This is a genomic window from Ruegeria sp. AB6 (assembly GCF_056542685.1).
Map to the genome: position 1 here is coordinate 121,504 of NZ_JBQGAD010000008.1, position 25,733 is coordinate 147,236.

Sequence of the window (25,733 nt, forward strand, 5' to 3'; positions counted from 1 at the left end):
CTGATGTGGACTGTAATTGGTTTTACTATTGCGTCCGCAATTTACGTGTTGTTCGGAGGAGGACCGCACTCATGAAGCTTGAGACGATAATAAACCAGCCGGTGATTGAAGCCGAGCGGTTCGACCTACGCCCGTTGCGCCGGTCGGATATGGGTCTCATTGAACATTATGCAGGTGATGAGCGCGTGGCGCGGATGACCACACGGATTCCGCATCCGTTGCCGCCCGGTTCGATCGAGGCATTTGTGAACCGCGCCATGTCCGAGGACCGGGACGAAGACGTCTGGGCGATGGATGCCACCAAGGATGGCGGGCCGGAACTGATCGGTCTGATCTCATTGACGCGGCTGGATCGCAACCAGTCCGAGGTGGGCTATTGGGTCGCGCCGGTCTATTGGAACACCGGGATAGCCTCGATGGCGGTGGAAACACTGGTTACGGCGAACCCGCTGGAAAACGCCACGATGTTCGCCAGCGTGTTTCAGGACAATCCTGCCTCGGCGCGGGTCTTGACCCATTGCGGGTTCGAATATCTGGGCGACGCCGAAACATACTCGGTGGCGCGTGACGCAAACGTGTCCACCTGGACATATACAAAGAAACTCTGACTTGTGGCCGATGGGGCCTTTGCAGTAGGGGACAGTCATGAAATTTCTCGATCTTGCAAAGGTCTACATCCGGTCCGGGGCCGGAGGTGGCGGCTGCGTCAGCTTTCGGCGCGAAAAATACATCGAATATGGCGGTCCAGATGGCGGCGATGGCGGCAAGGGCGGTTCCGTCTGGGTTGAGGTTGTAGACAGTCTGAACACGCTGATCGACTTCCGTTATCAGCAACATTTCTTTGCCAAAAATGGCCAGCCCGGCCGCGGGCAGCAGCGCACCGGTAAGGATGGCGATGACATTGTCCTCCGCGTACCTGTTGGGACCGAGATTCTGGACGAGGACGAAGAGACCGTCATCTGCGATCTGACCGAGGTCGGGCAGCGCGTGCTGCTGGCCAAGGGTGGCAATGGCGGTTTCGGCAACCTGCATTTCAAATCGGCCACAAACCAGGCCCCGCGTCGTGCCAATCCGGGGCAGGCGGGCATCGACCGCACCATCTGGCTGCGGCTGAAACTGATCGCCGATGTGGGCCTTTTGGGGATGCCCAATGCGGGCAAGTCAACCTTTCTGGCAGCCACCTCGAACGCACGGCCCAAGATTGCCGGTTATCCGTTTACCACGCTGCACCCCAATCTGGGTGTTGTGGGCGTGGATAGCGTCGAATTCGTTGTGGCCGACATCCCCGGCCTGATCGAAGGCGCCCATGAAGGGCGCGGTATCGGCGACCGTTTTCTGGGCCACGTGGAACGCTGCGCGGTTTTGCTGCATCTGGTCGATGGCACCTCGGAAACCGTGGCCGAGGATTACCGCACCATCATTCACGAGCTTGAGGCTTACGGCGGTGAGCTGGCCGAGAAGCCCCGGATCACCGTGCTGAACAAGGTCGACGCGCTGGATGATGAGGAACGCGAACTGGCCAAGTCTGAGTTGGAAGAGGCCGTAGGCGGCCCCGTCATGACTATGTCTGGCGTCGCACATTTGGGCGTGACCGAGGTTCTGCGCGCCCTGCGCGCGGAAATTGACGACAACCGCCTTCGTCACAAGCCCGCCGAGGAGGCCGCGCCTTGGCAACCCTGACCTCGGCCAAACGTCTGGTGGTGAAGATCGGATCTGCCTTGCTAGTGGATCGGGATACTGGGTTGTTGCGGTCCGACTGGCTGCATTCGCTGGCGCAGGACGTGGCATGGCTAAAGGGGCAGGGGACGGATGTTATTCTGGTGTCCTCTGGGTCGATTGCTCTGGGGCGTGGGATTCTAGGCCTGCCGATGGCTACCTTACCGCTGGAACAATCTCAGGCCGCTGCCGCTGTCGGTCAAATCCGGCTGGCCCGCGCTTATGAGGAGGCTCTTGCGCCGCACAATATCACCACGGCGCAAGTTCTTGTCACGCTAGAGGACAGTTCTGATCGCCGCCGCTATCTGAACTCGCGCGCGACGCTTGAGACCCTGTTGGGACTGGGTGTTGTCCCGATTGTCAACGAAAACGATACAGTCGCCACAGATGAGATCCGATATGGCGACAATGACCGCCTCGCGGCGCAAATCGCTGTTACAGTCGGCGCCGATCAACTGATCCTGCTGTCGGATGTGGACGGGTTCTATACCGGGAACCCGACCGAGGACGCCTCGGCCACGCGCTATGATGTGATTAAGGACATCACGCCCGAGATCGAGGCGATGGCCGGTGACGCTGGTTCGGGCCTTTCCAAGGGTGGGATGAAGACTAAATTGCTGGCGGCCAAGATGGCGACGGCAGCGGGTTGCGATATGGCGATTACCGAAGGATCGCCCTTGAACCCTTTAAATACGCTTGAGAATGGTGCGAACTGCACGTGGTTCACGGCCACCGTCGATCCGCACGCGGCGCGCAAACGCTGGATCTCGGCGATGAAGCCACGTGGCGAGATTGTGGTGGATGCCGGCGCGGCGCGTGCGCTTGGAAATGGCAAAAGCTTGCTGCCTGCAGGTATTGTCGAAGTGACCGGCGATTTTCAGCGCGGCGATCCTGTGGCCATCATCGACCCGCAGGCGCGGCGTTTGGCGCAGGGTCTCAGCCGATATACCGCGCAAGAGGCGGACGCGATAAAAGGGCGTAAATCATCCGAGATCGAGGCAACGCTGGGCTATCCTGGTCGCGCCGTGTTGATCCACCGGGACGATCTGGCGCTATAGGACAACAGGAAAGGCACCCAAGATGAAGGATTTCGACAGCATTCCCGCCCTGATGGCCGATTTGGGCGCGCGCGCCAAGGCTGCCGCTGCTGAGTTGGCCTTTGCCAGTGCAGAACGCAAACACGCCGCTCTGATCGCCGCGGCCGAGGCCGTCTGGGCTCGCCGCGCTGAGATTATCGAAGCCAACAAGAAGGACCTGGAATTTGGGCGCGACAAGGGCCTGAGCCCAGCGATGATGGACCGTCTGATGCTGGACGAATCCCGAATTCTGGGAATGGTCGATGGACTGCGAACCGTGGCGGATCAGACCGACCCGGTGGGCGAGGTTCTGACCGAATGGGACATGCCCTCGGGGCTGCATATCCAGCGCGTGCGCACGCCTCTGGGTGTGATCGGAGTGATCTATGAAAGCCGCCCGAATGTAACAGCGGATGCGGGTGCGCTGTGCCTGAAATCGGGCAATGCGGTGATCCTGCGAGGGGGCTCGGAAAGCTTCCATTCGTCTGGCGCGATCCATGCTTGTTTGGTCGAGGGTCTGAAGGCCGCAAACCTGCCTGAAGACGCGATCCAACTAGTACCCACACGCGACCGAGCAGCCGTTCAGGAATTGCTCACCATGACGGACTTTGTAGACGTGATCGTGCCTCGTGGTGGCAAGGGGCTGGTCGGATTGGTTCAGCGCGAAGCCCGTGTTCCTGTCTTTGCTCATCTCGAAGGCATTGTTCATATCTATATCGACAAGGCGGCAGACCCCGCGAAAACCCTTGAGGTCGTGCTGAACGCCAAGACCCGGCGGACGGGGATATGCGGTGCCGCCGAGTGCCTGCTGATCCATCAGGACATTGCTGAAACGCTGGGGCGGGATGTCATCACCGCGCTGCTGGCCGCCGGAGTTGAGGTTCACGCCGAGGGCTCCTTGGCTCTCGACGGTGCGTTGAAAGCGACGGATGAGGATTGGGGTAAAGAATTCCTCGACAGTATCATCGCCGCTAAGTCCGTAGCAGATATCGATGAGGCCATCGCGCATATCCGTCAATTCGGCTCGAACCACACCGACTGTATCATGACCGAGGACCCGCAAGCTGCGGCCCGGTTCTTTGAACGGCTGGACAGCGCGATCCTGATGCACAACGCCTCAACCCAGTTCGCCGATGGCGGCGAGTTTGGAATGGGGGCCGAGATCGGGATTGCCACGGGCAAAATGCATGCCCGTGGGCCGGTTGGGGCCGCCCAACTGACCAGTTTTCAATACCTTGTGCGGGGCAACGGGACGGTCCGCGCCTAAAACATGATCTCGACGCGGGTTGCGGTGGTTTCCGCCGTAATCCGCCGCCGCATCGCATGCGCCGTTTCCGGCAGAAGGGCGAATTGCACCTTGGCGGGGGTGACCTTATCGGCAAACCGGCCTTTGGGCAGGTTATTCCACAGATCGTTTTCTATGTTCAGCTTGTCTGCCACGCCTGTCACGGTCCATTGATCAACATCGTTGCGGATCGTCACCGCACCCCCAAAGGGCATCGCGCTTTCGCAGCACATCAGCGCCAGAAACGCCAGTTTGACCTGATTGCGCGGCACCGCTTCGGTCAGGTTCCAGCTCACACGAACGCGACCTGCGGCTTCGACATCTTTCAGCAAGGCACTGACTTCGGCGCGGCCCAGAGGTTGATCGCTGGCCGATCCAAACGCCACCCGGAAAAAGCGGATACGCGCGCCTGCGCTGCCGACACTGCCCGAGATCAGCTCCATCTCCGGGCCTTGGGTGCCGCCAACCATTTCCAGCAGCTCCAACCCGTTGGTGATCGCGCCGATCGGGCTGATCAGATCATGACAGATCCGCGAGCCGATCAGCTCGGCCAGGTTGACGTCTGTTGCGCTCATGCGTACCTCCTGCTGTATCTGCCGCCGGACCCGGAGCCCAGTCATGTCAGAACTCAATGCCATTCTTGCACCGGGCATGTTTGTCCGCCACCCCGATTTCCCCGATTGGGGCATTGGACAGGTGCAGTCCAATATCGGCGGCAAAATCACCGTGAACTTCCGCGAGCAGGGGAAAGTGGTGATTGACGGATCGCGCATCGCCCTGATGCCCGTCTTTGATCCGTGAAACTGGTTTAGGAATAGTTAACATCCAACCGGTTCAGGCGATGTTGCCATTCCCCCGACACCTGCGGTATCAGCCCTGAAACCACAGGGACTTTCTGATGTCGGGTACAGGCCCATCCTTCACCGTCAAACTCGCCGAGACCGAGGCCGAACTGCGTGCCGCGCAGCGGCTGCGCTATGACGTCTTCGTGCGCGAACTGGGCGGTGGCGGAGAGATGGTGGACCACGACGCAGGGCTAGAGCAGGACCGGTTCGACCCGTATTTCGACCATATGCTGGCCATCGACGACCAGACCGGCGAAACTGTGGGCGTTTACAGGCTGTTACCGGGCGAACGTGCAGCAGATCTGGGTCAGTTTTATTCCGAAGACGAATATGATGTCAGCGTCCTGAAAGACAGCGGTCGCAAGCTGTTGGAATTGGGGCGATCCTGCCTGCACCCGGATTATCGCGGCGGCACGGCAATGTATCATCTGTGGAACGGTCTGGCCGCCTATGTGAATGCGCGCCAGATTGAAGTTCTGTTCGGCGTCGCCAGCTTTCATGGCACCGATGTTCAGGCGCTGGAGCAGCCTCTGTCGATGTTGCATCACAACCACCTCGCGCCGCCAGACCTGAGGGTCCGGGCGCAACCCGATGTGTTTCAGTCGATGGATTTGGTGGGCGTGGATGCGCTGGACCGCCGCGCTGCCATGGTTCAGGTTCCGGCGCTGATCAAGGCCTATCTTCGGCTGGGCGGGTTTGTGGGCGAGGGCGCTTTCATCGACCATGCCTTCAACACAACGGACGTGTGCCTGATCCTGGACACAGCGCGCATGAACGAGCGCCAACGGCGCATCTATAGCGGAGCGTAACCCTTGAGCGACGCATCCTGGCACAGCGAAGACGCGCCTGATCCCATTGAACTGGGCCTGGTCGGCTGGATTCTGGTCGTTTTGCGAGGTCTGCCTCTGGCGGTTTTAGTCTTCGGCGGGCTGATCGTCCTGCTGACCCTCCGCCTGATCGAGATACCGATTTACGGCGTCCGCCGCCCAATCACGCCCTTCATCACACAGTTTGTCTGTCGCAACGCTTTTCGCATTCTAGGAATGGGATTCCGCAGTTCCGGAGAGTTGATGACCCAACGTGGAGCAGTGGTAGCCAATCACTCCTCGTGGTTGGATATTTTCGCGCTAAACGCCCGCAAAAGGGTCTATTTCGTCTCAAAAGCCGAAGTGGCGAAATGGCCCGGTATCGGCTGGCTTGCCCGGGCCACGGGTACGGTCTTCATCGAACGCAACCGAAAAAAGGCGCGCGAGCAAACCTTGTTGTTTCAGGAACGCTTGTCCGCAGGTCATAAGTTGGTGTTCTTCCCGGAAGGCACCTCGACCGATGGAATCAGGGTTTTGCCCTTTAAAACAACACTCTTTGCTGCATTCTTTACCGATGAACTGCGCGAATTCATGTATGTGCAGCCGGTTTCCGTTATTTACCATGCACCTGCCGGACAACCCAACAGGTTCTATGGGTGGTGGGGAGATATGGATTTCGGTCCGCATTTGCTGAAAACGCTGGGCGCCCGTCGGCAAGGCTGGGTCGAGTTGATCTACCACACACCCGCCAAGGTCAGCGATTTTGAAAACCGCAAAGCGTTGGCTGCTCATTGCGAGGAAGCCGTCCGTCATGCCCATAGCTTGGCGCGGCTTGAAAAATAGGGGCGAAAGCCTCTTGCGTTGCACCAAAACCTGCCGTATACGCGCGCCATTCAAACCCGCAGGCGGGGTTTGGGTCTTTTGCAGGGAGACATCCTCATCAGGCCCGCCGGTTGGAGCATCCGCTTCTTTCACCCCCGCCAAGGCGTAAACCGGAAAAGGAAAATAGCATGGCTCTTCCCGAGTTCACCATGCGTCAGCTGCTGGAAGCTGGCGTTCACTTTGGTCACCAGACACAGCGTTGGAATCCCCGCATGGGCCCGTTCATCTACGGCTCGCGCAATGGCATCCACATCATGGACCTGACCCAGACCGTTCCGATGCTGGATCAGGCTCTGCAGGCTGTTCGTGACACCGTTGCAAAAGGTGGCCGCGTTCTGTTCGTTGGTACCAAGCGTCAGGCCGCTGGCCCGATCGCCGAAGCGGCTGAAAAGTCGGCTCAGTACTACATGAACCACCGCTGGCTGGGCGGTACGCTGACCAACTGGAAAACCGTTTCCCAGTCGATCAACCGTCTGAACCAGATCGACGAAGCAATGGAAGCCGGCGCAGAAGGCCTGACCAAGAAAGAGCGTCTGGGCATGGAGCGTGACCAACAGAAGCTGCAGGCTTCGCTGGGCGGTATCCGCGAGATGGGCGGCGTTCCTGACCTGCTGTTCGTCATTGACGTCAAAAAAGAAGCACTGGCCATCGCCGAAGCCAACAAGCTGGGTATCCCGGTTGTGGCTGTTGTCGACACCAACTGCTCGCCTGATGGTGTGGACTATATCATCCCCGGCAACGACGACGCAGCCCGCGCCATCGGTCTGTATTGTGACCTGGCCGCTCGCGCCGCTCTGGACGGCATGACCGCTCAGATGGGTGCTGCTGGCGTAGACCTGGGTGCATTCGAAGAAGCACCGGTTGAAGAAGTCGTTGCAGAAGAAGCCGCTGAAGCTCCGGCTGAAGCGTAAGCTGCCCGTCACGTAATTGACACATGGGGCAGGGTATGACCTGCCCCAATTCCGTTTGAATTGAGGAGAGCCAAAAGATGGCAATCACAGCAGCAATGGTTAAAGAACTGCGCGACAGCACAGGCGCAGGCATGATGGACGCGAAAAAAGCCCTGACCGAAACCGGCGGCAACATGGACGAGGCCGTTGACTGGCTGCGCACCAAAGGCCTGGCGAAAGCGGCCAAGAAATCGGGCCGTACCGCAGCAGAAGGTCTGGTTGCTGTTCACGTCAACGGTGGCAACGGTGTTGCTGTCGAAGTGAACTCGGAAACCGACTTCGTTGCGAAGAACGCTGAGTTCCAGGAAATGGTCGGCAAGATCGCGTTTGCAGCCGAAGGTGTTGCAGATGTTGACGCTCTGCTGGCGGCTGACCTGGGTGGCAAATCCGTTGCCGACACTCTGACCGACAAGATCGCCACCATTGGTGAGAACATGTCGGTACGCCGTATGGCGAAACTGTCGGGCGACACCGTTGTGTCCTACGTCCACAACGCAGCCACCAACGGCATGGGCAAAATCGGCGTTCTGGTTGCGCTGTCGGGCGGCGACGAAGCGATCGGCAAGCAGGTTGCGATGCACATCGCAGCTGTGAACCCGGCAGCTCTGTCCGAGGCCGACATGGACCCGACGGTCGTCGAGAAGGAAAAGCAGGTTCAGATGGACATCGCCCGCGAATCCGGCAAGCCGGAGCAGGTGATCGAGAAGATGATCGAAGGCCGTATGAAGAAATTCGTGGCTGAATCGACTCTGCTGAACCAGTCCTTCGTTGTGAACCCTGACCTGACCGTTGAAGCAGCCGCCAAAGAAGCAGGCGCAACCATCACCGGCTTTATCCGTCTGGAAGTTGGCGAAGGCATCGTGGTCGAAAAAGAAGACTTCGCAGCAGAAGTTGCCAAAGCCGCTCAGGGCTAAGACGTTTTGGCCGCCCCCTTAAGGGGGTCGGCACCTTATCAGAACTGGTCACGTACAGCGTGGCCGGTTTTTTTGTTTGGGCAACAAAAAAGACGCCGAAGCGCCTGGTATTGAAACATAGGGTTGGGGGGCCCCGCATGATGGGGATGGTCGAGGCCCCCCTGATTTCCGACATAGGTACGCGGACGAATAGACGCCCCTGTGTCAGAGCGGCCGGAGAGCCCTGAAATCACAAAGATCCGACCAAATGTTCCCAGGCTAAAGCCACCACTCACGGAACGCTCTCATTTTGCAACTACGGGTTATAATCGAAAAGTAATGTTTTCCTTACCCTAGGTAAATTGACGCAGGTGAGCGTCAAAAAATTGGGGTTTAGGCCTCCATCACGAACATCTGATTTTGAAAAGATGCCTTCAGAACCGCCTGGGCTGTGGTTTCGACCGCTAGCGACTCACGCGCCAGACGCAAATGTTTCTCAACAGTGGCTGCTGTCAGGCCCATCAGCAGCGCGATATCCTGCGTGGTTTTTCCATCTCCGACCCACTCCAGCGCCTCTCTTTGGCGCTTTGTTAAAGCTCTGTTTGGAGCGTTGTAAGGCAGGGTCAGGATCTTGAGATGCGCCATATTGTTCATCAGCAAAATATCTTCGCCGTGCTCTGCCCAGATTGCATCTACGTCTTCCTGAGACCGTGCGCCACAGGCAGATAGAGAAATCGCACCTTTCGACCGCGCCGACACTGACGTAAAGCTAACCGTATACCCGGCAACAACACCCTTCGAGCGGTTGAACTCAAGCACTTCCAACTCCTGCGCAGTCAAAGCGCCGGACATCATCATATCCTGCGTCATCTGCCAACTGGCCGCACCTTCATTTTCCAGCGCCCATTTCAGCATCGGCGCATGAAAATACAGCCCACTGCGCAGGAATCCATCCAGATAGGGTTTGGTATGGTTGGTGAGAATGACAAAATCTTCCGGGTCGCCCAACGAGGTCGGGGTCTTGTAGCGCGTATACCCGTACAACAGCCGGTCGAAGCCGTATTCAGCCATTTGGCGGCAGTGGGCATCCCACAATTCCTCAAGCGTTTTGGTGTAGCTCAGGAAATAAAGATACTCACTCAACCTCATTAAGCGCCCTCACGGTCAAGGAACCCAGCCAGCGCGTCCAACGCCAGAATGTAGCTTTGCGCACCAAAGCCACAAATCTGGCCGACGACGACTTTCGAGATATACGAGGTATGGCGAAAGCTCTCGCGTGCATGGATGTTTGACAGATGCACCTCGATGGTAGGAAGCTCGACCGAGGCGATAGCGTCCATCAGCGCAATAGACGTATGGGTATAGGCACCGGCGTTCAGGATGATGCCGTCCTGCGTCCCTTTGGCTGCGTGGATCGCGTCCAGCAAGGCACCTTCATGGTTCGACTGCATATGCGCGACTTCGAAACCGATTTTTTCCCCGTGCGTTACGCACATTTCCTCAACCATTTTCAGGGTTGTTTTACCATATACCTCTGGCTGACGCGTGCCCAGCAGATTCAGGTTCGGGCCGTTTAAAATCAGGGCTTTACGCATTTTTTTCACTGTTCCCGTTTTTTTGGTTCTTAAACGCCAATGGGTCCCTTTGTCCACCGCCAGCGCTGCGTCACTTTCCTGGTTGCCCGAACGCAGTGCTGCAACGCAACACCGGCCCGCCCTTATTGTAGGGGTGTCAGAGCATCGTCACGACAATTTTGCCCAAGGCACCGCGCCCGGATAGTAAGGACAAAGCCTCAGCGGCTTTTTCCAGTGGAAACGTCGTGCTGATTTGCGGCTTGATCCTGGCAGCGTCGTAGAACTGGAACAGTTCCTGCACATTCTCCGCGTGTCCTGCAGGGTCTCTGAAGACCGAAGCGCCCCAAAACACTCCAACAATCTGACAGCCTTTCAACAGTGGCAGGTTCAGCGGAATTTTGGGAATCCCAGCCGGGAATCCCACTACCAGAAAACGACCACCCCACGCCATCGCACGCAATGCGGGTTCCGCATAGTCTCCGCCAACCGCGTCATAGACAACATCGACACCAACTGGCCCAGCCAACGCCTTAATATCGGATGAAAAAGCCTTTTGCGCGTCCCGATCCATTTCGGTCGCGTAAACGATTGTATCATCCGCCCCAACTTGTCGACAGAACGCGGCTTTTTCTTCCGATGACACGGCGGCGATGACACGCGCGCCCATTGCCTTGCCCAATTCGATGGCAGCGGTTCCTACTCCACCCGCAGCCCCCAGAATCAACAGGGTTTCGCCGGCCTTCAGCGCCGCGCGATCCTTCAGAGCGTGATAAGAGGTGCCGTAAGTAAAGATGAAACACGCGGCATCCTCAAAGGGCATGGAATCCGGGAACTTCACCGCAGTCGAAGCCTGAATCGTCAGATGTGTTGCGAAGCCGCCATGACCGGTCAGCGCCAACACACGGTCGCCGACTTCGAACCCAGCGGCACCTTCACCTACCGCCAGCACCTGACCCGCAATCTCGCCACCCGGAGCATAAGGGCGCGGCGGTTTGATCTGGTAGAGGTCCCGGATCATCAGCGTATCAGGAAAATTCACCCCGGCGGCTTTGACGCCCACCAACAACTCGCCCTTGCCCGGCTGCGGATCGGGCAGGGTGGTCAGTTCCAAAGTTTCTGGTCCACCCGGAGCGACGCTGAGTAAAGCTTGCATGTTGACCCCGTTATCCCTGTTATTCCTACAGGAGGAAGTTTGGCGCAGCCCGATACGTTGTCAAGGATATGACGTTGCAGCGGTACGCGTATGCAGACACCATGCCAGCGCCAAATGAACAAACACGAGGAGCACCCGATGACACCCGAATCCCTATTCTCGGTAGAGGGAAAGACAGCCCTGGTAACTGGCGGTGCCACGGGAATTGGCCGCATGGCCGCCGAAGCCCTGGTGCGGGCCGGCGCAAGGGTTCTCATCGCCTCGCGCAAGCAGGACGCGTGCGAGGCCGTAGCTGCCGAACTCAGTGCGCTAGACGCGCCGGGCAGCGCAGAGGGGTTTGCCGGTGACGTTGGTAGCAAAGAGGGCGTGGACGCGCTGGTGGACGAGGTTCACAACCGCACGGACAAGCTTGATATCCTTATGAATAACGCAGGCGTGTCTTGGGGTGCGCCAATGGGGCAGTTCCCTTATGAGGCCTGGGATAAGGTCATGTCGGTGAATGTAACAGGTATATTCGAATTGACCCAGAAACTGTTGCCAACGCTTATGAAATCAGGTTCGGCCGATGATCCGGCCCGTGTTGTCAATGTGGGATCGGTCATGGGTGAGGTACCGATGGGCGACGGCGCCTACAGCTATTCAGCCTCTAAAGCAGCGGTTTTGCACCTGACCAAGATCATGGCCAAGGAATTCTCGCCCTACCACATCACAGTCAACGCCTTGGCACCGGGGCCGTTTGTGTCGCGTATGACCGCCTTTGCCACTGCCGATGAAACCACCCGCGACAAAGTCGGAAAGTCAGTTCCGCTGGGTCGGGTCGGCGCGGATGAGGATATTGCGGGCTGCATGCTGTTTCTGTGCGGTCGCGGCGGCAGCTATGTCACCGGAGCCGTCATCCCGGTTTCGGGTGGGATTAATGTGGTGACCGCGGGAAATATCTTCGCAGAGGCCTTGTGAGCGGTAAGGAGACTGATATGTCCACGGACACGCAATTGGACCTGAAGGCCGTTGATGCCTATCTCAGCGCGCATCTCGACGGCTATCGAGGCCCGTTGGAGGCCACCAAATTCGCCGTCGGTCAGTCCAACCCAACATTTGAATTGAAGACACCGACGCAAGTCTATGTTTTGCGGCGTAAACCTCCTGGCATACTCCTAAAATCCGCTCATGCCGTGGACCGGGAATTTCGGGTTCAAAAAGCCCTGTCGAACAGTCGAGTGCCGGTGCCCGAAATGTTCCTTTGGTGCGAGGACGACACCGTCATTGGATCGGCCTTTTACGTAATGGAGCGCCTGGACGGCCGTAACTTTCTTGAGCCGACTATGACAAGCGAAACCAAGGAAACGCGCGCCGGTGTTTTTGACGAGATGAACCGCGTATTGGCCGAGCTCCACATGGTCGATATCCAGGCCGTGGGCCTCTCCGACTTTGGACCGCCGGGAAATTATTTCGAACGGCAGATCTCACGCTGGACCAAGCAATACCGCGCGTCCGAGACCAAAACCATTGCGCAGATGGACCAACTGATTTCTTTACTCGACGCGTCAATGCCTGCTGATGACGGCCAGAGAACGCTGGTTCATGGGGACTATCGCATCGACAACATGCTATTCGAAAAGAACGGCACCCGTTGTATTGGCGTTCTGGACTGGGAACTTTCCACGATCGGCCACCCCTATGCCGATCTGGCGGCGGTGATCATGCAGTGGCAAATGCCACCGGGAAAAGAGGGGCGGGGCCTGGCAGGCATCGACCGATCCAGCCTCGGCCTGCCGTCGGACAACGAGTTCATTGCAGCCTATTGCAAGCGCCGCGGACTGCCCGGCATCGACAACTTCGGATTCTACCTTGCTTTCAATTTTTTCCGCATGGCCGGTATCCTGCAAGGTGTCTACAAACGCGCCTTGGACGGTAATGCCTCGGACCCGGAAAGAGCTAGAAAATTAGGTGGTTATGTTCCGATGTTTGCCCAGTATGGCTTGAAAGCGCTTGAGGGCGCAAACTCACACAGTACGTGACAATTCTAGTTCCAGATTGGGCAAGCTGTTTTTGCCAAAAAACATCTCGGAGCTTGCAAAAAATGTGGGAACACCAAAAACACCGCGCTTGGCCGCATTTTTGGACTGATCCTTTAGTTGCTGCTTAATGTCCGGCTCCGTCATCGCTTCGCGCAGTTTTCGGACAGGCAGTTCGTTGTCTTGCAGAATATCCATCAGCACCGTAATCTCATCTGCTTTTTGACCATGCACCCAGATAGCATCAAAGATCGCGTCTATGTATTTGGCTTCCCATTGTTTTCCCGAGGCAAAGACCGCTCCGCGCATGGCGAATTTGGTGTTGATCGGAAAATGGGGGCTCATATGAAAACTTACGCCGCGCCTACGGGCATAGCGATGGAGATCATGGGTCAGATAAGCAGTTTTCTGACGGTTTTCCGAGAATGCCTGAAACGGGCTTTGGTTGTTGGTCGCTTTGAAAATTGTCGACAGAAGAACTGGCACATAGTTGATCTGCACCCCATGATCCGCCACCAGCTTTGGCATCACCTTATGAGCCAGAAATGCGTTCGGGCTGCAAAAATCATATATAAAATCCAGAGTTTGTGACATGATTTTGATCCTTCCATCCCGACTCGTCGATTCTTTAACCCGTTGAGTGTAACAGCCATATGGAAATAGCTGCATCCCCATTGCGTTAGGTGACCACGCCCGGCAAAATCCGGGGAATTGCTAGGCAAATTCAGGACGTCCACATGTGCAGTCAGATTACGCTCGACCCTTCCCGCCTCGGGCGCATTCCGATGTGGATGCAACGCTATGTGGATGAGCGGAAGTATGCAGGAAGTTCCGTCCTGATCCACCATCAGGGTCAAGAGGCGTTCTTCCACGCCTGCGGGCTTCGGAATGTGGAGCAGAGCTTGCCTTTCCAACGCGACTCAATTGCCCGAATTTATTCAATGACCAAGCCAGTGACGTCTGTGGCATTGATGATGCTTGCCGAACGCGGAAACTTTCACCTCGACGCGCAGGTATCTGACTTTATTCCAGAGTTTTCGAATATTCATGCCCTTGTGCCGGGCGCAAGCCGGATGGACCAAACCGAACCCTCGACAACCCCGACCTTGCATCAATTGCTGACCCATACAAGTGGTTTGAGCTATCCGTTTAACCCCGGGCTGCTGCCGAGTGCGATGGAAGATCAATCCATCGTCTTTGGCCCGCGTGAGGGTCTTTTGGCGAACCGGGTGACTGCGCTCGCTGACCTGCCGCTGGCATTCCATCCCGGCAGTCGTTGGGAATATTCGGTGGGCATCGACGTGATCGGCCGGGTCGTGGAAATCGTGTCTGGCAAAACGCTGGATCAGTTCTTTCAGGAAGAGATTTTTGACCCGCTGGGTATGTCTGAGACCGGATTTACTGTTCCCAAAGATGCCGGGGACCGTTTTGCATCACTCTACACGCCCTTAGCTGGCAATGCGATGGATCTGAATTCGGCTGAGACCGGTGGTGACAGCCTGCGTTTGACAGATAGCTACGAAGATTCTGCCTTTCTCAACACCACCATGTGCTCTGGGGGGGGCGGTCTGGTCGGAACCATCGACGATTACGCCAAATTCGTCCAGATGCTGCGCAACAAAGGGCAGGGGAATGGCCACCGTTTGCTTAGCAGCAGGACGGTAGATTTCATGATGCGCAATCACTTAGCAGGCGACATTGCCTCTATGGGGCCCAGCAGTTTCGCGGAACAACCAATGGAGGGAACGGGTTTTGGTCTTGGCGGTTCGGTGGTGATTGATCCAGGCCGAACGGCCACTCCGGGCTCTTTGGGCGATTTCAGTTGGGGCGGCATGGCCTCGACCTTTTTCTGGGTCGACCGCAGCAATGACGTGACAGCCGTCTTCTTTACCCAACTCTCACCCTCCAGTTCCTATCCGTCGCGGTCGGAACTCAAGGCGCTTGTCCTCGGGGCAATGATTGAATGACCTTCAGCAGCCTGTTACGTCATGGCGCAGATCAATCGGAGAGCCCCACATGACCGAAGCCGAGCGCATTCTGCTGGATTTGCTATCTCTGGAACGGCTTGAGGTTGATCTGTTTCGTGGCACAGGATCCGGCGGTGAAACGCCCACGCGGATATTTGGCGGACAAGTCGTCGCCCAAGCCCTGTCTGCTGCATACCGAACTGTGGAAGACCGTCTGTGCCATTCTTTGCACGCCTATTTCATTCGCCCCGGTGATCCGTCTATTCCCGTTATTTATCAAGTGGATCGGGCCCGAGATGGAGGTTCTTTCACCACCCGCCGAGTCATTGCGATCCAACACGGGAAACAAATCCTCAACATGTCGGCGTCCTTCCATATTGCAGATGACGGCTGGGACCACCAGCATCCAATGCCCGACATCTCCGGCCCCGAGGGATTGCCCGCGCGGTCCGAGGTCAGACGACAATATCTGGATCGCGTTCCCGAACGTCTGCGATCCGAGCTGATGCGCGACCGTCCGATCGATGTACGCGAAGTCCACCATCTGGACCTGTTCGCGCCTGACAAGTCCGACGATCGAAACGCCATTTGGTTTCGAATGAACGCCGCACAGGGCAGGGACCAGATCACCCAGCAATTGCTGCTGACCTATGCCTCGGATATGTACCTGCTCAGCTCGGGACTAAGGCCCCACGGACTGAGCTGGTTCACCGGTGAGGTAAACGGAGCCAGCCTGGATCACGCCCTGTGGTTCCACGCGCCAGTGCATTTCGACAAGTGGCATCTGTATTCAATGGATTCGCCTTGGGGCGGCCGCGGCCGCAGTTTCAATCGTGGCTCAATCTATACTCAGGACGGCACATTGGTGGCATCTGTCGCACAGGAAGGGTTGATGCGACGGGCGCGGTAGACTGATCAACTATCCTCGATAAACATTTGATTTAACTTCTGCATTCCGCCCAGCCACCGGTCATAGTCCGTCGCTTTATGGCGCATATAGTCCAGAACCTGCGGATGCGGCAGGATCAGAAACTGCTCTGCTTCAATGGCTTGAACACAGGCTTCCGCGACCTCGGACGGCTCCAACATACCGTCGATCGACGCGACAGACACTTCATGTCCCTTGGTCATGTCTGAACGCACCGCCTGTGGGCACAGAACCGAAACTTTCAAACCCTTGCGCCCATATGTCAGCGCCAGCCACTCGGCAAAACCAACGGCTGCGTGTTTTGTGACGCCATACGGCGCAGCACCGGGTTGATTCAACAGCCCGGCAGCCGATGCGGTCATCAAAAAATAACCGCCGCCGCGTGCCAGCATCTTTGGAACCAGATGTCGCGCGGCCCAGACATGGGACATGACATTGATCTTCCACGTCCGATCCCAATCCGCATCGGGTGTATCAAAACCGCCAAGCGTCAAAATCCCGGCATTCGCGCAAAACAGATCAATTGGCGCGATCTGATCTTCAACGGTATCGATCAAAGCCTTCACATGATCTTCGCTGGACACATCGCAGTGCAGAGAGTGACCACCGATAGAACGCGCAACGCGTTCCGCTGCGTCCAGGTCAACATCCGAGCAGATGACCGTTGCACCAAGCTGCGCAAACCGTTCGGCGAGACCTTTACCAATACCACCAGCGGCGCCGGTTATGACGATGGTTTTTCCGTTCAATTGCATTTTGCGCTCCTGAAGTGGTTATCAGGAGAGCATCGTAAGGCTTTGAGGAACTGTGCAAAGTTCAAATCACGCGCAGGCATTATTTTACCATAATACCAATTACGCGAAACTCAATAGAAGGCTTGCAGGCCCGTTTGCGCACGCCCCAGGATCAACGCATGCACGTCATGCGTCCCCTCGTAGGTGTTCACGGTTTCCAGATTGACCATATGGCGGATCACCTGGAATTCCAGCGAGATACCGTTGCCCCCATGCATGTCCCGTGCCATCCGCGCGATGTCCAACGCTTTTCCGCAATTGTTGCGTTTTACGATCGAGATCATCTCGGGCGCAGCAGCAGCGTCATCCATCAAACGACCAACACGCAGACTGGCTTGCAAACCAAGCGCGATTTCGGTCTGCATGTCCGCCAGTTTGCGTTGGAACAATTGTGTCTGCGCCAAGGGTTTGTCGAATTGCTTGCGATCCAGCCCGTATTGACGCGCCGCGTGCCAGCAGCATTCCGCGGCCCCCATGGCGCCCCAACTGATACCATATCGGGCGCGATTGAGGCAGCCAAACGGTCCTTTCAACCCCTGTACGTGCGGCAGCAAAGCGCCCTCGTCAACCTCAACGCCGTCCAGCACGATTTCGCCGGTAATCGAGGCGCGCAGGCTCATCTTGTTCTGGATCTTCGGCGCGCTTAGGCCCTTCAGGCCTTTTTCAAGCACAAAGCCCCGGATCTTCCCGTCATGCGCGTCGGACTTGGCCCAAACGACAAAAACATCAGCGATCGGAGAGTTTGAAATCCACATCTTGCTACCGGTCAGACGGTAGCCGCCGTCGATCTTTTCCGCACGGGTTTTCATGCCCGCCGGGTCAGAGCCCGCATCGGGCTCTGTCAGGCCAAAGCAGCCGATCCATTCACCACTGGCCAGTTTCGGCAAGTATTTGCGGCGCTGTTCCTCACTGCCATAGGCATAGATCGGGTACATCACCAACGAGCTTTGTACCGACATCATCGAGCGATAACCGGAATCCACACGCTCTACCTCGCGCGCGACCAGACCGTAGGCGACATACCCTGCCCCGATACCCCCATATTCTTCGGGAATCGTGGTGCCCAGCAGACCCATTTCGCCCATCTCGAGGAAAATCTCGGGGTCTGTTTCCTCGTTCTGAAACGCGTCCAGAACCCGCGTTTGCAGTTTCTCCTGCGCATAGGCCCGCGCGCTGTCGGCGATCATCCGTTCGTCTTCAGTCAACTGATCAGACAGGCGAAATGGGTCCTCCCATGCAAATCGCCCAAGGTCCGGCGCATCTTTGGCACGCAAGGTCGGTTTAGTATCTGGGGCGTTCATGGGGCTTCTCCGCTCTGTCAGCTTCGGCGCAACCTAACCCGGTGATGCGCCAAAGGACAGAAAGAGTTTTGCATTTCCTCATGAGTAAAACTCATAGGATAGCGCGCGCCCTACCCCAACGCGTATCCCGCGCCGCGAACGGTTCGAACTGGGTCGTCGCCGCCATGTTGCGTCAAAGCTTTACGCAAGCGACCGATATGGACGTCCACCGTTCGGGTGTCGACATAGATATCGCGACCCCAAACCCGATCGAGCAATTGCTCACGGCTCCAGACACGGCCCGGTTTCTCCATAAACGTGCTCAGCAGCCGAAATTCAGTCGGGCCCAGTTTCAAAGGCTTGCTGCCGCGGCTGACCTTGTGAGTTTCAGAGTCCAGAATGATATCGTCGAATTCCAATCGGATACCAACCGTTGCCGGGCGCACGCGGCGCAGTTGCGTCCGCACCCGTGCCATTAGTTCAACCACCGAATAGGGTTTGACTACATAGTCATCAGCACCGGTTTCCAGACCGCGCACCTTATCGACCTCTTCAGTGCGGGCCGATAGCATGATGATCGGAATCGAGCGTGTGTCAGGGCGTGATTTGAGGCGGCGGCAGACTTCGATCCCGCTCAGGTTGGGCATCATCCAATCCAAGACAATGATGTCCGGGCTGTCTTCGTCCACCAGTAACATGGCTTCGTCGCCATTAGCCGCCTTGGATACGCGGAACCCTTCCGCTTCAAGATTATAAGCCAGCACTTCACGCTGGGCCAGTTCATCCTCGACCACCAGCACTGTGGGTTGATCGGCAGACATCTCAGAAATCTCCTCAGACGGATTGCGAGGTTACATCGGCCTTTGGCCGCGCTTCGGCGGGGCGTTCGCCGGTCACCAGATACACGACCTGCTCGGCGATTGCGGTGACGTGATCACCCATACGCTCGATATTCTTGGCGATGAAATGCAGATGCATACAGGACGAGATGTTGCGCGGATCTTCTGCCATGAAGGTCAGAAATTCGCGGAACAGACCATTATACATCTGGTCCACTTCTTCATCGCGGTTGATCACGTCGGTCGCCAATTCTGCGTCACGCTGGATGTACGCGTCCAGCGCGTCGCGCAGCATATGCTCGACTTCACGCGCCATGCGACGCAAGGCTGCGGCGCTACCGTTGATTTCACCCGCATTAACCAGAACCGTGGTACGTTTGGCGATGTTCTTGGAATAATCGCCAATGCGTTCAAGGTTGCCAGAGACTTTAAGAACCGACAGAACCAGACGCAGATCGCTGGCTGTTGGCGCACGCAGCGCGATCAGGCGGGCGGTTTCCTCGTCGATCAGTTCCTCAAGCGCGTCGATGGCCTTGTCGCCTGCGCGGACCTGTTGCGCCAGTTCCTCGTCGCGCGTTTCCAACGACCGGGCCGCACCCATGATGGCGGCTTCGACCAGCCCGCCCATCTTCATGATGTGGGCCTGAATGGCTTCTAGATCGCGGTCGAAGGCGGATGCAATATGTTGTTCGGTCATGATCAGATACCTGTCCTCAGCCGATCCGGCCAGTGATATAGCTTTCGGTGCGGGGATCTTCGGGGTTGGTGAAGATCTGACCCGTCTCGCCGAACTCGACGAGGTTGCCCAGATGGAAGAATGCGGTTTTCTGGCTGACTCGCGCGGCCTGCTGCATCGAGTGGGTCACAATCACCACCGAATAACGCGAGCGCAACTCGTCAATCAGTTCTTCGACCTGCGCAGTTGCAATCGGGTCCAGGGCCGAGCAAGGCTCGTCCATCAGCAGAACCTCGGGCTCGGTCGCGACGGCGCGGGCGATGCACAGGCGCTGCTGCTGACCGCCCGACAGGCCGGTGCCGGGGGCGTCAAGACGATCCTTGACCTCATCCCAGATCGCACCGCGACGCAGGGATTTCTCAACGATCTCATCCAGTTCCGCCTTGTTCTTGGCAAGGCCGTGGATGCGCGGGCCGTAGGCTACGTTGTCATAGATCGACTTAGGGAAAGGGTTCGGCTTCTGGAACACCATGCCCACTTTGGCGCGCAGCTGTACCGGATCGACGCGCTTGTCATAGATATCCTCGCCATCCAGCAGGATATCGCCCTGAACCCGGCAGATGTCGATCGTGTCATTCATCCGGTTCAAGCAGCGCAGGAAGGTAGACTTGCCGCAGCCCGACGGGCCGATAAAGGCGGTAACGGTCTTGTCTTCAATCTCGACGTTGACGTCTTTGATAGCGTGCGTCTCACCGTAGTAGACCTGCACATTATTCGCGGCGATCTTGATGGCTTTGGAGTCCACGGCTCTCTCCACTCGTGTCATGTCGTTCATAATAAGCCCCTTACCAGCGGCGTTCAAAGCGGCGGCGCAGGATGACCGCGATGGTGTTCATTGTCACAAGGAAGATCAACAGGATGATGATCCCTCCCCATGCGCGTTCGTAAAAGGCCGGGTCAGCGCGTTTGGACCATTCGTAGATCTGCGCCGGCATGGCCGAGTTCGGTGACAGGAAGCCCGCCACCAGCCCGTCGGGCGGGTTCGAGGCGATAAAGCCCACCATCCCGATCAGCAGCAGCGGCGCGGTTTCCCCCAGCGCCTGCGCCAGACCGATGATGGTGCCGGTCAGAATACCGGGCGCGGCCAGCGGTAAGACATGGTGGAACACCGCCTGCATTTTCGAGGCCCCTACCCCAAGTGCGGCATCGCGGATCGACGGCGGAACCGCCTTCAACGACGCACGCGTCGAGATGATGATCGTCGGCAGAGTCATCAGCGTCAGAACCAGACCACCCACCAGCGGTGCCGAGGTCGGCAGATGCATGTAGTTGATGAACACGGCCAAACCCAGAATACCGAACACGATCGACGGCACGGCGGCCAGGTTCGAGATATTCACCTCGATGATATCGGTCAGCCGGTTCTGCGGCGCAAACTCCTCAAGATAGATCGAGGCGGCCACCCCAATCGGCAGCGCCAAAGCCAGCACCACGAACATCATGAACAGCGAGCCCAGCATCGAAACACCGATCCCCGCAGCCTCGGGCCGTTGGTCGGACGCGTCCGAGCCGAAGATGAAATCGGGGTTGAACGCTTTATACAGCACGCCCGCATCCCGCAGTTGATCTACGAAATCCAGCTGGGCAACCGTGATGCTTTTGTCATTGGCGATGGATTCGCGGGTCACGCGACCCTTCATATAGCCATCGACACGGCTGTTGACCAAAAAGCGGAAGCTGACCGTCTTGCCGATCTCATCGGGGTTGGCGATCACATAGTTCCTCAGCTCGGCCTGTGCGGCTTTGGACAGGATTTTGCCCATCTCCTTGGGCGAAAGATCGGTCTGGATACCCAGCTCTTGCACTTCCGTCTCAATCGCCGAGGCGATCAGCGGCGCGTAGCCAAAGGTCGAGACCTTCTTGATATCCTCGATATTGCGGTTGCCCTTCTTGTCCAGCTTGTCTTCTTTCAGCTCAACATTCAGTTCAAGGAACGTCTGCTGGAACGCGCCGGTGCCTGCGGTCACAATGTTTGTGACCAGCACGATCAGCATCAGCAGGCCGATACCAATGGCAGCAATCCCATACATCTTAAACCGGGATTCGGCTGCATTGCGCTTTTTGGTCCGTGCGTCTTGCTCGAACAACGACCCCTTTTTGGGTTTCGCAGCCGGAGCAGCAGCGGGCGTTTGGGAAATATCGGTCATTCGTACTGCTCCCGGTATTTGCGTACGATGTAGAGGGCGAAGATGTTCAGCCCCAGCGTAATGATGAACAGGGTCAGACCCAGCGCGAACGCAACCAACGTTTCGGGGCTGGCAAAGTCGGTATCGCCGGTCAACTGGCTGACGATCCGAGTGGTGATCGTGGTCATTGCCTCGAACGGGTTGCCCGAGAATTTGGCGATTGCACCGGCAGCCATCACCACGATCATCGTCTCACCGATGGCGCGGCTGGCGGCCAGTAAGATCGCTCCGACGATCCCCGGCAGCGCGGCCGGCAGCACCACCTGACGGACCGTCTCGGAATGGGTCGCGCCCAGCCCAAGCGAACCGTCACGCATCGATTGCGGGACCGCGTTGATGATGTCATCGGACAGCGACGACACGAACGGGATCAGCATGATGCCCATAACCAGACCCGCCGTTAGCACCGCGTTCGAACTGGCCATCCAGCCCACTCCCAGCGCCCCGCCTTCGCCGAACATCGACACCAGCGCAGGACCAACCGTCAGCAAGGCAAACAGACCATAAACGATGGTCGGGATACCAGCGAGGATCTCTAGCAAAGGCTTTGCAATCGAGCGGGTCGCGCCCGAGGCATATTCCGACAGGTAAATCGCGGCAAACAGGCCAATTGGCACCGCCACCAACAACGCGATCACCGAGATATAGAGAGTGCCCCACAGAAGCGGCAGGATCGACAGTTCCGAGCCGCCACGGAAGTTCGGGGCCCATGTGCTGCCGAAGAAGAAGTCTTTCCACGAGTGCAGTTGGAAGAAGTTCAGCGTCTCGAAGAACATGGACAAAACGATGCCCACCGTTGTCAGGATCGCAATCGAGGCCGCCAGCAGCAACAGCGCCAGAACGCCTTGTTCCACTACGTTGCGGGCGCGGAATTCCTTGTGCGTTCGGATATAGGCAAAGGCTGCACCAAACAACGCGACGATCACAACGATCACCTGCATGGCTATCGTTCCGGTCGACGTCATGCTGCGGTATTTCTGGGCCGCGACCAGAATAGGTTTGGTAATCTCCTGAGTCAGGACCTGACCTGAATCTTTCAACGTCTGGGTCAGCTCGGCAATATCGGCATCGGCATTCCCAGCCTGCGCTTCGCTCAGCGCGCCGGTTGCAACGGCCCCGGCCAACCCGTTCGAAACGCGCCGAACCTCGCTCATGATCAGGCCGCGGTCCGCGCCTTCAGGGATCGCGTGGTCGGGGATCATGCCGGTGACGGTGCTGTTCACGATCATCGGCTGCGCCAGCAACCAGACGACCAGAATGCCAAGCGCCGGCACCAGCGCCGTCAGCGCAACATTGTAGCCATAATAGGACGGCAGAGAGTGCAGATCCCGCGCGTCTCCTCCTGCGCTTGCAAGGGCACGGGACCGCCCTGCGAAATATCCGATCACTGCGAATGCAAGCAGGATGAGCAACAGCCAGGATAGTGCCATGGGAACTCCGTCGGAATGGCTGGAGAAGAGTCAAAAAGAACCGGGGCGCGCATAAACCGCCCCGGTTCCATAAGCAAGGGTGATTAGGAGCCGCCGCCCAGAACGGTTTCGTTCGCAACAGCTTCCTGAACTTTGACCAGCTCGGGATCCGAAACCAGGCCGTATTCAGCCAACGGACCATCGGGGCCTGCGATCTCGTCGGCGACGAAGAACTCAGCATATTCTTTCAGGCCGGGGATCACGCCAATATGCGCTTTCTTCACGTAGAAGAACAGCGGACGCGAGACCGGGTATTCGCCGGTTGCGATCGACTCGGTGGTCGGAACAATGCCGGACATGGTTGCAACTTGCAGCTTGTCGGTGTTGTTCTCGTAGAAGGCCAGACCAAAGACGCCGATGCCGTCTTTGTTGCTGTCGATACGCGCCAGAGTTTCGGTGTAGTCGCCGTCGATGTCGACCGAAACGCCGTCCGTACGCAGGGCGATACAGGCTTTCTCGGCAGCTTTCTTGTCGTCGCCGTTGGCTGCTTTGTAAACGTCAAAGTCGCCCAGGTGCTCACAACCGGCCAGGATCACCTTGTCTTCAAACACTTCACGGGTGCCGTGCTTGGTGCCCGGGATGAAAGCTGCGATCGGCTGCGCCGGGAAAGCAGGGTTCACGTCGGCCCAGGTTTTGTTCGGGTTATCGACCAGCTGACCGTCAACAACGATCTGTGCGGACAGGGCTTTGTACCAATCTTCCGGCGTGAACTCGAACGAGTTGCCGTTGATGTCGGAGGCGAAAACGATGCCATCATAACCGATCTGAACTTCGATGATGTCGGTCACGCCGTTTTCGGCACAGGCTTTTACTTCTTTTTCACGGATGGCGCGCGAAGCATTGGCAACGTCGATGGTGTTTTCGCCAACACCTTCGCAGAAACGCTTCAGGCCAGCCGAGGAACCGCCCGATTCAACAACAGGGGTCGGGAAGTCGAAGTTTTCACCGAAGGCTTCGGCAACGATCGAAGCGTAAGGCAGAACGGTCGAGGAACCGGCAACCTGAACCTGATCACGTGCAGCAGCGGTAGTGGCCGAAACGGCCGCAATCGCCAGAGCAGAAGCCGACAGTTTTACAAAGGACATCTCAGTCTCCTTGAGAATGGTTGTTTTTGATCACCCCCATGATGATCTTGCCGGCACCCCTAAGAGCCGTGCGTAAGCCTTTTGTGACAGGTTTGTAACAGTTTCATGACAAACCGGCAGATTCAGCTATGACTTTGTGACAATCCCGGTATGCCGGGCGTCAAACCTGAGCCTCTTCCGATTTTTGCTGCGGCAAAATCACTGTGAAAACAGACCCTTTGCCCAACTCGCTTTCCACCCGCAAGCGCCCGCGATGCCGATTGACGATATGTTTTACGATCGCCAGCCCTAAACCGGTTCCACCCAATTGCCGGGACCTGTGATTGTCCGCCCGGTAGAATCGCTCGGTCAAACGCGGCAGGTGAGTCGGGTCGATACCCGGCCCCTTATCCGAAATCTGAACCCGCACAGCCGGGCCGCGCATGGCGGTGTCCCGTTCGAAAGACTGAATTCGTACTTCAACCAAGCCGCCGCTACCGCCGTATTTGATTCCGTTCTCGATCAGGTTGGTAAAAACCTGCCGCAACTGATCGCTGTCACCGATCAAGGACACCGGTCCCTGGGGATCATCGGTAAGGCGAAGTTCAACTTCCGCATCCTCGGCCAGTGGCCGCAGTGAATTTATCGTGGATTGGAGCAAGCCCGACAGGTCCAGCTCCTCTCGTGGCCGCACCCGTTCTTCGCTTTCGACCCGGTTCAGCGACAGCAAGTCCCCTACCAGCCGGTTCATGCGGTTGGCCTCATCCGTCATGATCTGAAGAAAGCGCTCGCGCGCGGCGGCATCTTCGCGGGCGGGGCCGCGCAGGGTTTCTATAAAGCCCATCAACGCGGTCAGCGGCGTGCGCAGTTCGTGACTGACATTGGCGACAAAATCGCGCCGCATCTGACTGGCCTGTTCAAGATGGGTCACATCCTGAAAAACGGCCAGAACAGCCCCGCCTGAGACAGCGCCAACACCGTTCATATAGCGGCACTCGACCTCGAACGTGGTGTCCTGAGCGCCGTCATTTGCAAGATGCCTCGTCTTCGCCCGCCCCTTGTCGCGCAGGCTTTGCTCCATCGCCTCAATCACCTGCGGCTGACGCAGGATGGTGGCAAAATGACGGGCGACGATGTTTTGCCCAAGCAACGTCCGTGCATCTGTATTGGCCGCTATGATCCGCTCGGTCTGGTCGACCATCAGGGCAGGTAGGGGAATGGCCGACACAATTTCGGCAAGCAGATCGTCTGACATCGTTGGTACTCGGTGATATT

Annotated in this window: 27 protein-coding genes; 13 read left to right on the forward strand and 14 right to left on the reverse strand. The window is 57.5% G+C overall.

Annotated elements, in window-relative coordinates; translation table 11 throughout:
* Nucleotides 1-71 precede the first annotated feature (71 nt).
* The 4 genes from ACR0DB_RS16475 to ACR0DB_RS16490 are packed head-to-tail and all read left to right on the forward strand — an operon-like array spanning nucleotide 72 to nucleotide 4,059.
* Nucleotides 72-608 carry a GNAT family N-acetyltransferase gene (locus ACR0DB_RS16475; RefSeq protein WP_480552121.1) on the forward strand — a complete coding sequence of 179 codons (537 nt, stop codon included), beginning with the start codon at nucleotides 72-74 and terminating at the stop codon, nucleotides 606-608.
* Between the two features lie 37 nt (nucleotides 609-645).
* Entirely contained in the window at nucleotides 646-1,680 is a 1,035-nt protein-coding gene (gene obgE, locus ACR0DB_RS16480) for a GTPase ObgE (RefSeq protein ID WP_480552122.1), read from the forward strand.
* Nucleotides 1,668-2,774, forward strand: a complete 1,107-nt coding sequence (gene proB / locus ACR0DB_RS16485) for a glutamate 5-kinase (protein ID WP_480552123.1) — start codon at nucleotides 1,668-1,670, stop codon at nucleotides 2,772-2,774. The genes obgE and proB overlap by 13 nt, the downstream gene beginning before the upstream one ends.
* Before the next feature lie 22 nt (nucleotides 2,775-2,796).
* Nucleotides 2,797-4,059: a glutamate-5-semialdehyde dehydrogenase gene (locus ACR0DB_RS16490; RefSeq protein WP_480552124.1), complete on the forward strand. Its 1,263-nt coding sequence runs from the start codon at nucleotides 2,797-2,799 to the stop codon at nucleotides 4,057-4,059.
* Here ACR0DB_RS16490 and ACR0DB_RS16495 read toward each other — a convergent pair.
* Nucleotides 4,056-4,652 (reverse strand): histidine phosphotransferase family protein, encoded by a 597-nt coding sequence (locus ACR0DB_RS16495; RefSeq protein WP_170786745.1) that lies wholly within the window; start codon nucleotides 4,650-4,652, stop codon nucleotides 4,056-4,058. The two genes, ACR0DB_RS16490 and ACR0DB_RS16495, sit on opposite strands and share 4 nt — an antisense overlap.
* Before the next feature lie 43 nt (nucleotides 4,653-4,695).
* On the opposite strand from ACR0DB_RS16495, the gene ACR0DB_RS16500 reads away from it, so the two are divergent.
* From ACR0DB_RS16500 to tsf, 5 genes are all read left to right on the forward strand, one after another.
* A complete protein-coding gene (locus ACR0DB_RS16500; RefSeq protein WP_170786746.1) occupies nucleotides 4,696-4,878 on the forward strand; it encodes a DUF3553 domain-containing protein in 183 nt (60 codons plus the stop codon).
* 97 nt (nucleotides 4,879-4,975) lie between these two features.
* On the forward strand, nucleotides 4,976-5,731 hold the full coding sequence (gene olsB, locus ACR0DB_RS16505; RefSeq protein ID WP_170769741.1) for an L-ornithine N(alpha)-acyltransferase: 756 nt from the start codon (nucleotides 4,976-4,978) through the stop codon (nucleotides 5,729-5,731).
* A 3-nt stretch (nucleotides 5,732-5,734) separates the two neighbouring features.
* On the forward strand, nucleotides 5,735-6,571 hold the full coding sequence (olsA, locus tag ACR0DB_RS16510; RefSeq protein WP_480552125.1) for a lyso-ornithine lipid O-acyltransferase: 837 nt from the start codon (nucleotides 5,735-5,737) through the stop codon (nucleotides 6,569-6,571).
* Nucleotides 6,572-6,738: 167 nt separating this feature from the next.
* Complete coding sequence (rpsB, locus tag ACR0DB_RS16515) at nucleotides 6,739-7,521, forward strand: 30S ribosomal protein S2 (RefSeq protein WP_170769743.1); 783 nt, start codon at nucleotides 6,739-6,741, stop codon at nucleotides 7,519-7,521.
* Between the two features lie 77 nt (nucleotides 7,522-7,598).
* On the forward strand, nucleotides 7,599-8,474 hold the full coding sequence (gene tsf, locus ACR0DB_RS16520; protein ID WP_480552126.1) for a translation elongation factor Ts: 876 nt from the start codon (nucleotides 7,599-7,601) through the stop codon (nucleotides 8,472-8,474).
* A 372-nt stretch (nucleotides 8,475-8,846) separates the two neighbouring features.
* Here the strand turns inward: tsf and ACR0DB_RS16525 are convergent, their stop codons facing one another.
* The 3 genes from ACR0DB_RS16525 to ACR0DB_RS16535 form a co-directional block, all read right to left on the reverse strand.
* A complete protein-coding gene (locus ACR0DB_RS16525) occupies nucleotides 8,847-9,602 on the reverse strand; it encodes a helix-turn-helix transcriptional regulator (RefSeq protein ID WP_170769744.1) in 756 nt (251 codons plus the stop codon).
* A complete protein-coding gene (aroQ, locus tag ACR0DB_RS16530) occupies nucleotides 9,602-10,048 on the reverse strand; it encodes a type II 3-dehydroquinate dehydratase (RefSeq protein WP_480552127.1) in 447 nt (148 codons plus the stop codon). Before aroQ ends, ACR0DB_RS16525 begins: the two co-directional genes overlap by 1 nt.
* Nucleotides 10,049-10,184: 136 nt before the next feature.
* Complete coding sequence (locus tag ACR0DB_RS16535; protein ID WP_480504319.1) at nucleotides 10,185-11,180, reverse strand: NADPH:quinone oxidoreductase family protein; 996 nt, start codon at nucleotides 11,178-11,180, stop codon at nucleotides 10,185-10,187.
* Between the two features lie 138 nt (nucleotides 11,181-11,318).
* Here ACR0DB_RS16535 and ACR0DB_RS16540 point away from each other — a divergent pair, with 138 nt between their 5' ends.
* Nucleotides 11,319-12,137, forward strand: a complete 819-nt coding sequence (locus ACR0DB_RS16540) for an SDR family oxidoreductase (protein WP_480552128.1) — start codon at nucleotides 11,319-11,321, stop codon at nucleotides 12,135-12,137.
* 17 nt (nucleotides 12,138-12,154) lie between these two features.
* A complete protein-coding gene (locus ACR0DB_RS16545) occupies nucleotides 12,155-13,198 on the forward strand; it encodes a phosphotransferase family protein (protein ID WP_480552129.1) in 1,044 nt (347 codons plus the stop codon).
* Here the strand turns inward: ACR0DB_RS16545 and ACR0DB_RS16550 are convergent.
* On the reverse strand, nucleotides 13,184-13,789 hold the full coding sequence (locus tag ACR0DB_RS16550; protein WP_480552130.1) for a DsbA family protein: 606 nt from the start codon (nucleotides 13,787-13,789) through the stop codon (nucleotides 13,184-13,186). The genes ACR0DB_RS16545 and ACR0DB_RS16550 overlap by 15 nt on opposite strands.
* Before the next feature lie 143 nt (nucleotides 13,790-13,932).
* Here ACR0DB_RS16550 and ACR0DB_RS16555 point away from each other — a divergent pair, with 143 nt between their 5' ends.
* Complete coding sequence (locus ACR0DB_RS16555; protein ID WP_480552131.1) at nucleotides 13,933-15,162, forward strand: serine hydrolase domain-containing protein; 1,230 nt, start codon at nucleotides 13,933-13,935, stop codon at nucleotides 15,160-15,162.
* 49 nt (nucleotides 15,163-15,211) lie between these two features.
* The gene (locus ACR0DB_RS16560; protein ID WP_170786760.1) at nucleotides 15,212-16,072 is read left to right on the forward strand and encodes an acyl-CoA thioesterase; all 861 of its coding nucleotides are present in this window, start codon (nucleotides 15,212-15,214) and stop codon (nucleotides 16,070-16,072) included.
* Between the two features lie 5 nt (nucleotides 16,073-16,077).
* On the opposite strand, the gene ACR0DB_RS16565 is transcribed toward ACR0DB_RS16560, so the two are convergent.
* The 9 genes from ACR0DB_RS16565 to ACR0DB_RS16605 form a co-directional block, all read right to left on the reverse strand.
* Nucleotides 16,078-16,845 (reverse strand): SDR family oxidoreductase, encoded by a 768-nt coding sequence (locus tag ACR0DB_RS16565; protein WP_170786762.1) that lies wholly within the window; start codon nucleotides 16,843-16,845, stop codon nucleotides 16,078-16,080.
* Between the two features lie 110 nt (nucleotides 16,846-16,955).
* A complete protein-coding gene (locus tag ACR0DB_RS16570) occupies nucleotides 16,956-18,185 on the reverse strand; it encodes an acyl-CoA dehydrogenase (RefSeq protein ID WP_480552132.1) in 1,230 nt (409 codons plus the stop codon).
* Between the two features lie 110 nt (nucleotides 18,186-18,295).
* Nucleotides 18,296-18,985 (reverse strand): phosphate regulon transcriptional regulator PhoB, encoded by a 690-nt coding sequence (phoB, locus tag ACR0DB_RS16575; protein WP_170769754.1) that lies wholly within the window; start codon nucleotides 18,983-18,985, stop codon nucleotides 18,296-18,298.
* Nucleotides 18,986-18,998: 13 nt separating this feature from the next.
* A complete protein-coding gene (gene phoU / locus ACR0DB_RS16580) occupies nucleotides 18,999-19,700 on the reverse strand; it encodes a phosphate signaling complex protein PhoU (protein ID WP_170769755.1) in 702 nt (233 codons plus the stop codon).
* Nucleotides 19,701-19,716: 16 nt separating this feature from the next.
* Complete coding sequence (gene pstB, locus ACR0DB_RS16585) at nucleotides 19,717-20,514, reverse strand: phosphate ABC transporter ATP-binding protein PstB (RefSeq protein ID WP_170769756.1); 798 nt, start codon at nucleotides 20,512-20,514, stop codon at nucleotides 19,717-19,719.
* 10 nt (nucleotides 20,515-20,524) lie between these two features.
* A complete protein-coding gene (gene pstA, locus ACR0DB_RS16590) occupies nucleotides 20,525-21,886 on the reverse strand; it encodes a phosphate ABC transporter permease PstA (RefSeq protein WP_170769757.1) in 1,362 nt (453 codons plus the stop codon).
* Nucleotides 21,883-23,355, reverse strand: coding sequence for a phosphate ABC transporter permease subunit PstC (pstC, locus tag ACR0DB_RS16595; protein ID WP_480552133.1), 1,473 nt, complete (start codon nucleotides 23,353-23,355; stop codon nucleotides 21,883-21,885). The genes pstA and pstC overlap by 4 nt, the downstream gene beginning before the upstream one ends.
* Nucleotides 23,356-23,438: 83 nt before the next feature.
* Nucleotides 23,439-24,479: a substrate-binding domain-containing protein gene (locus ACR0DB_RS16600; RefSeq protein ID WP_170769759.1), complete on the reverse strand. Its 1,041-nt coding sequence runs from the start codon at nucleotides 24,477-24,479 to the stop codon at nucleotides 23,439-23,441.
* Nucleotides 24,480-24,639: 160 nt separating this feature from the next.
* Nucleotides 24,640-25,713 carry a sensor histidine kinase gene (locus tag ACR0DB_RS16605; RefSeq protein ID WP_480552134.1) on the reverse strand — a complete coding sequence of 358 codons (1,074 nt, stop codon included), beginning with the start codon at nucleotides 25,711-25,713 and terminating at the stop codon, nucleotides 24,640-24,642.
* Nucleotides 25,714-25,733 lie beyond the last annotated feature (20 nt).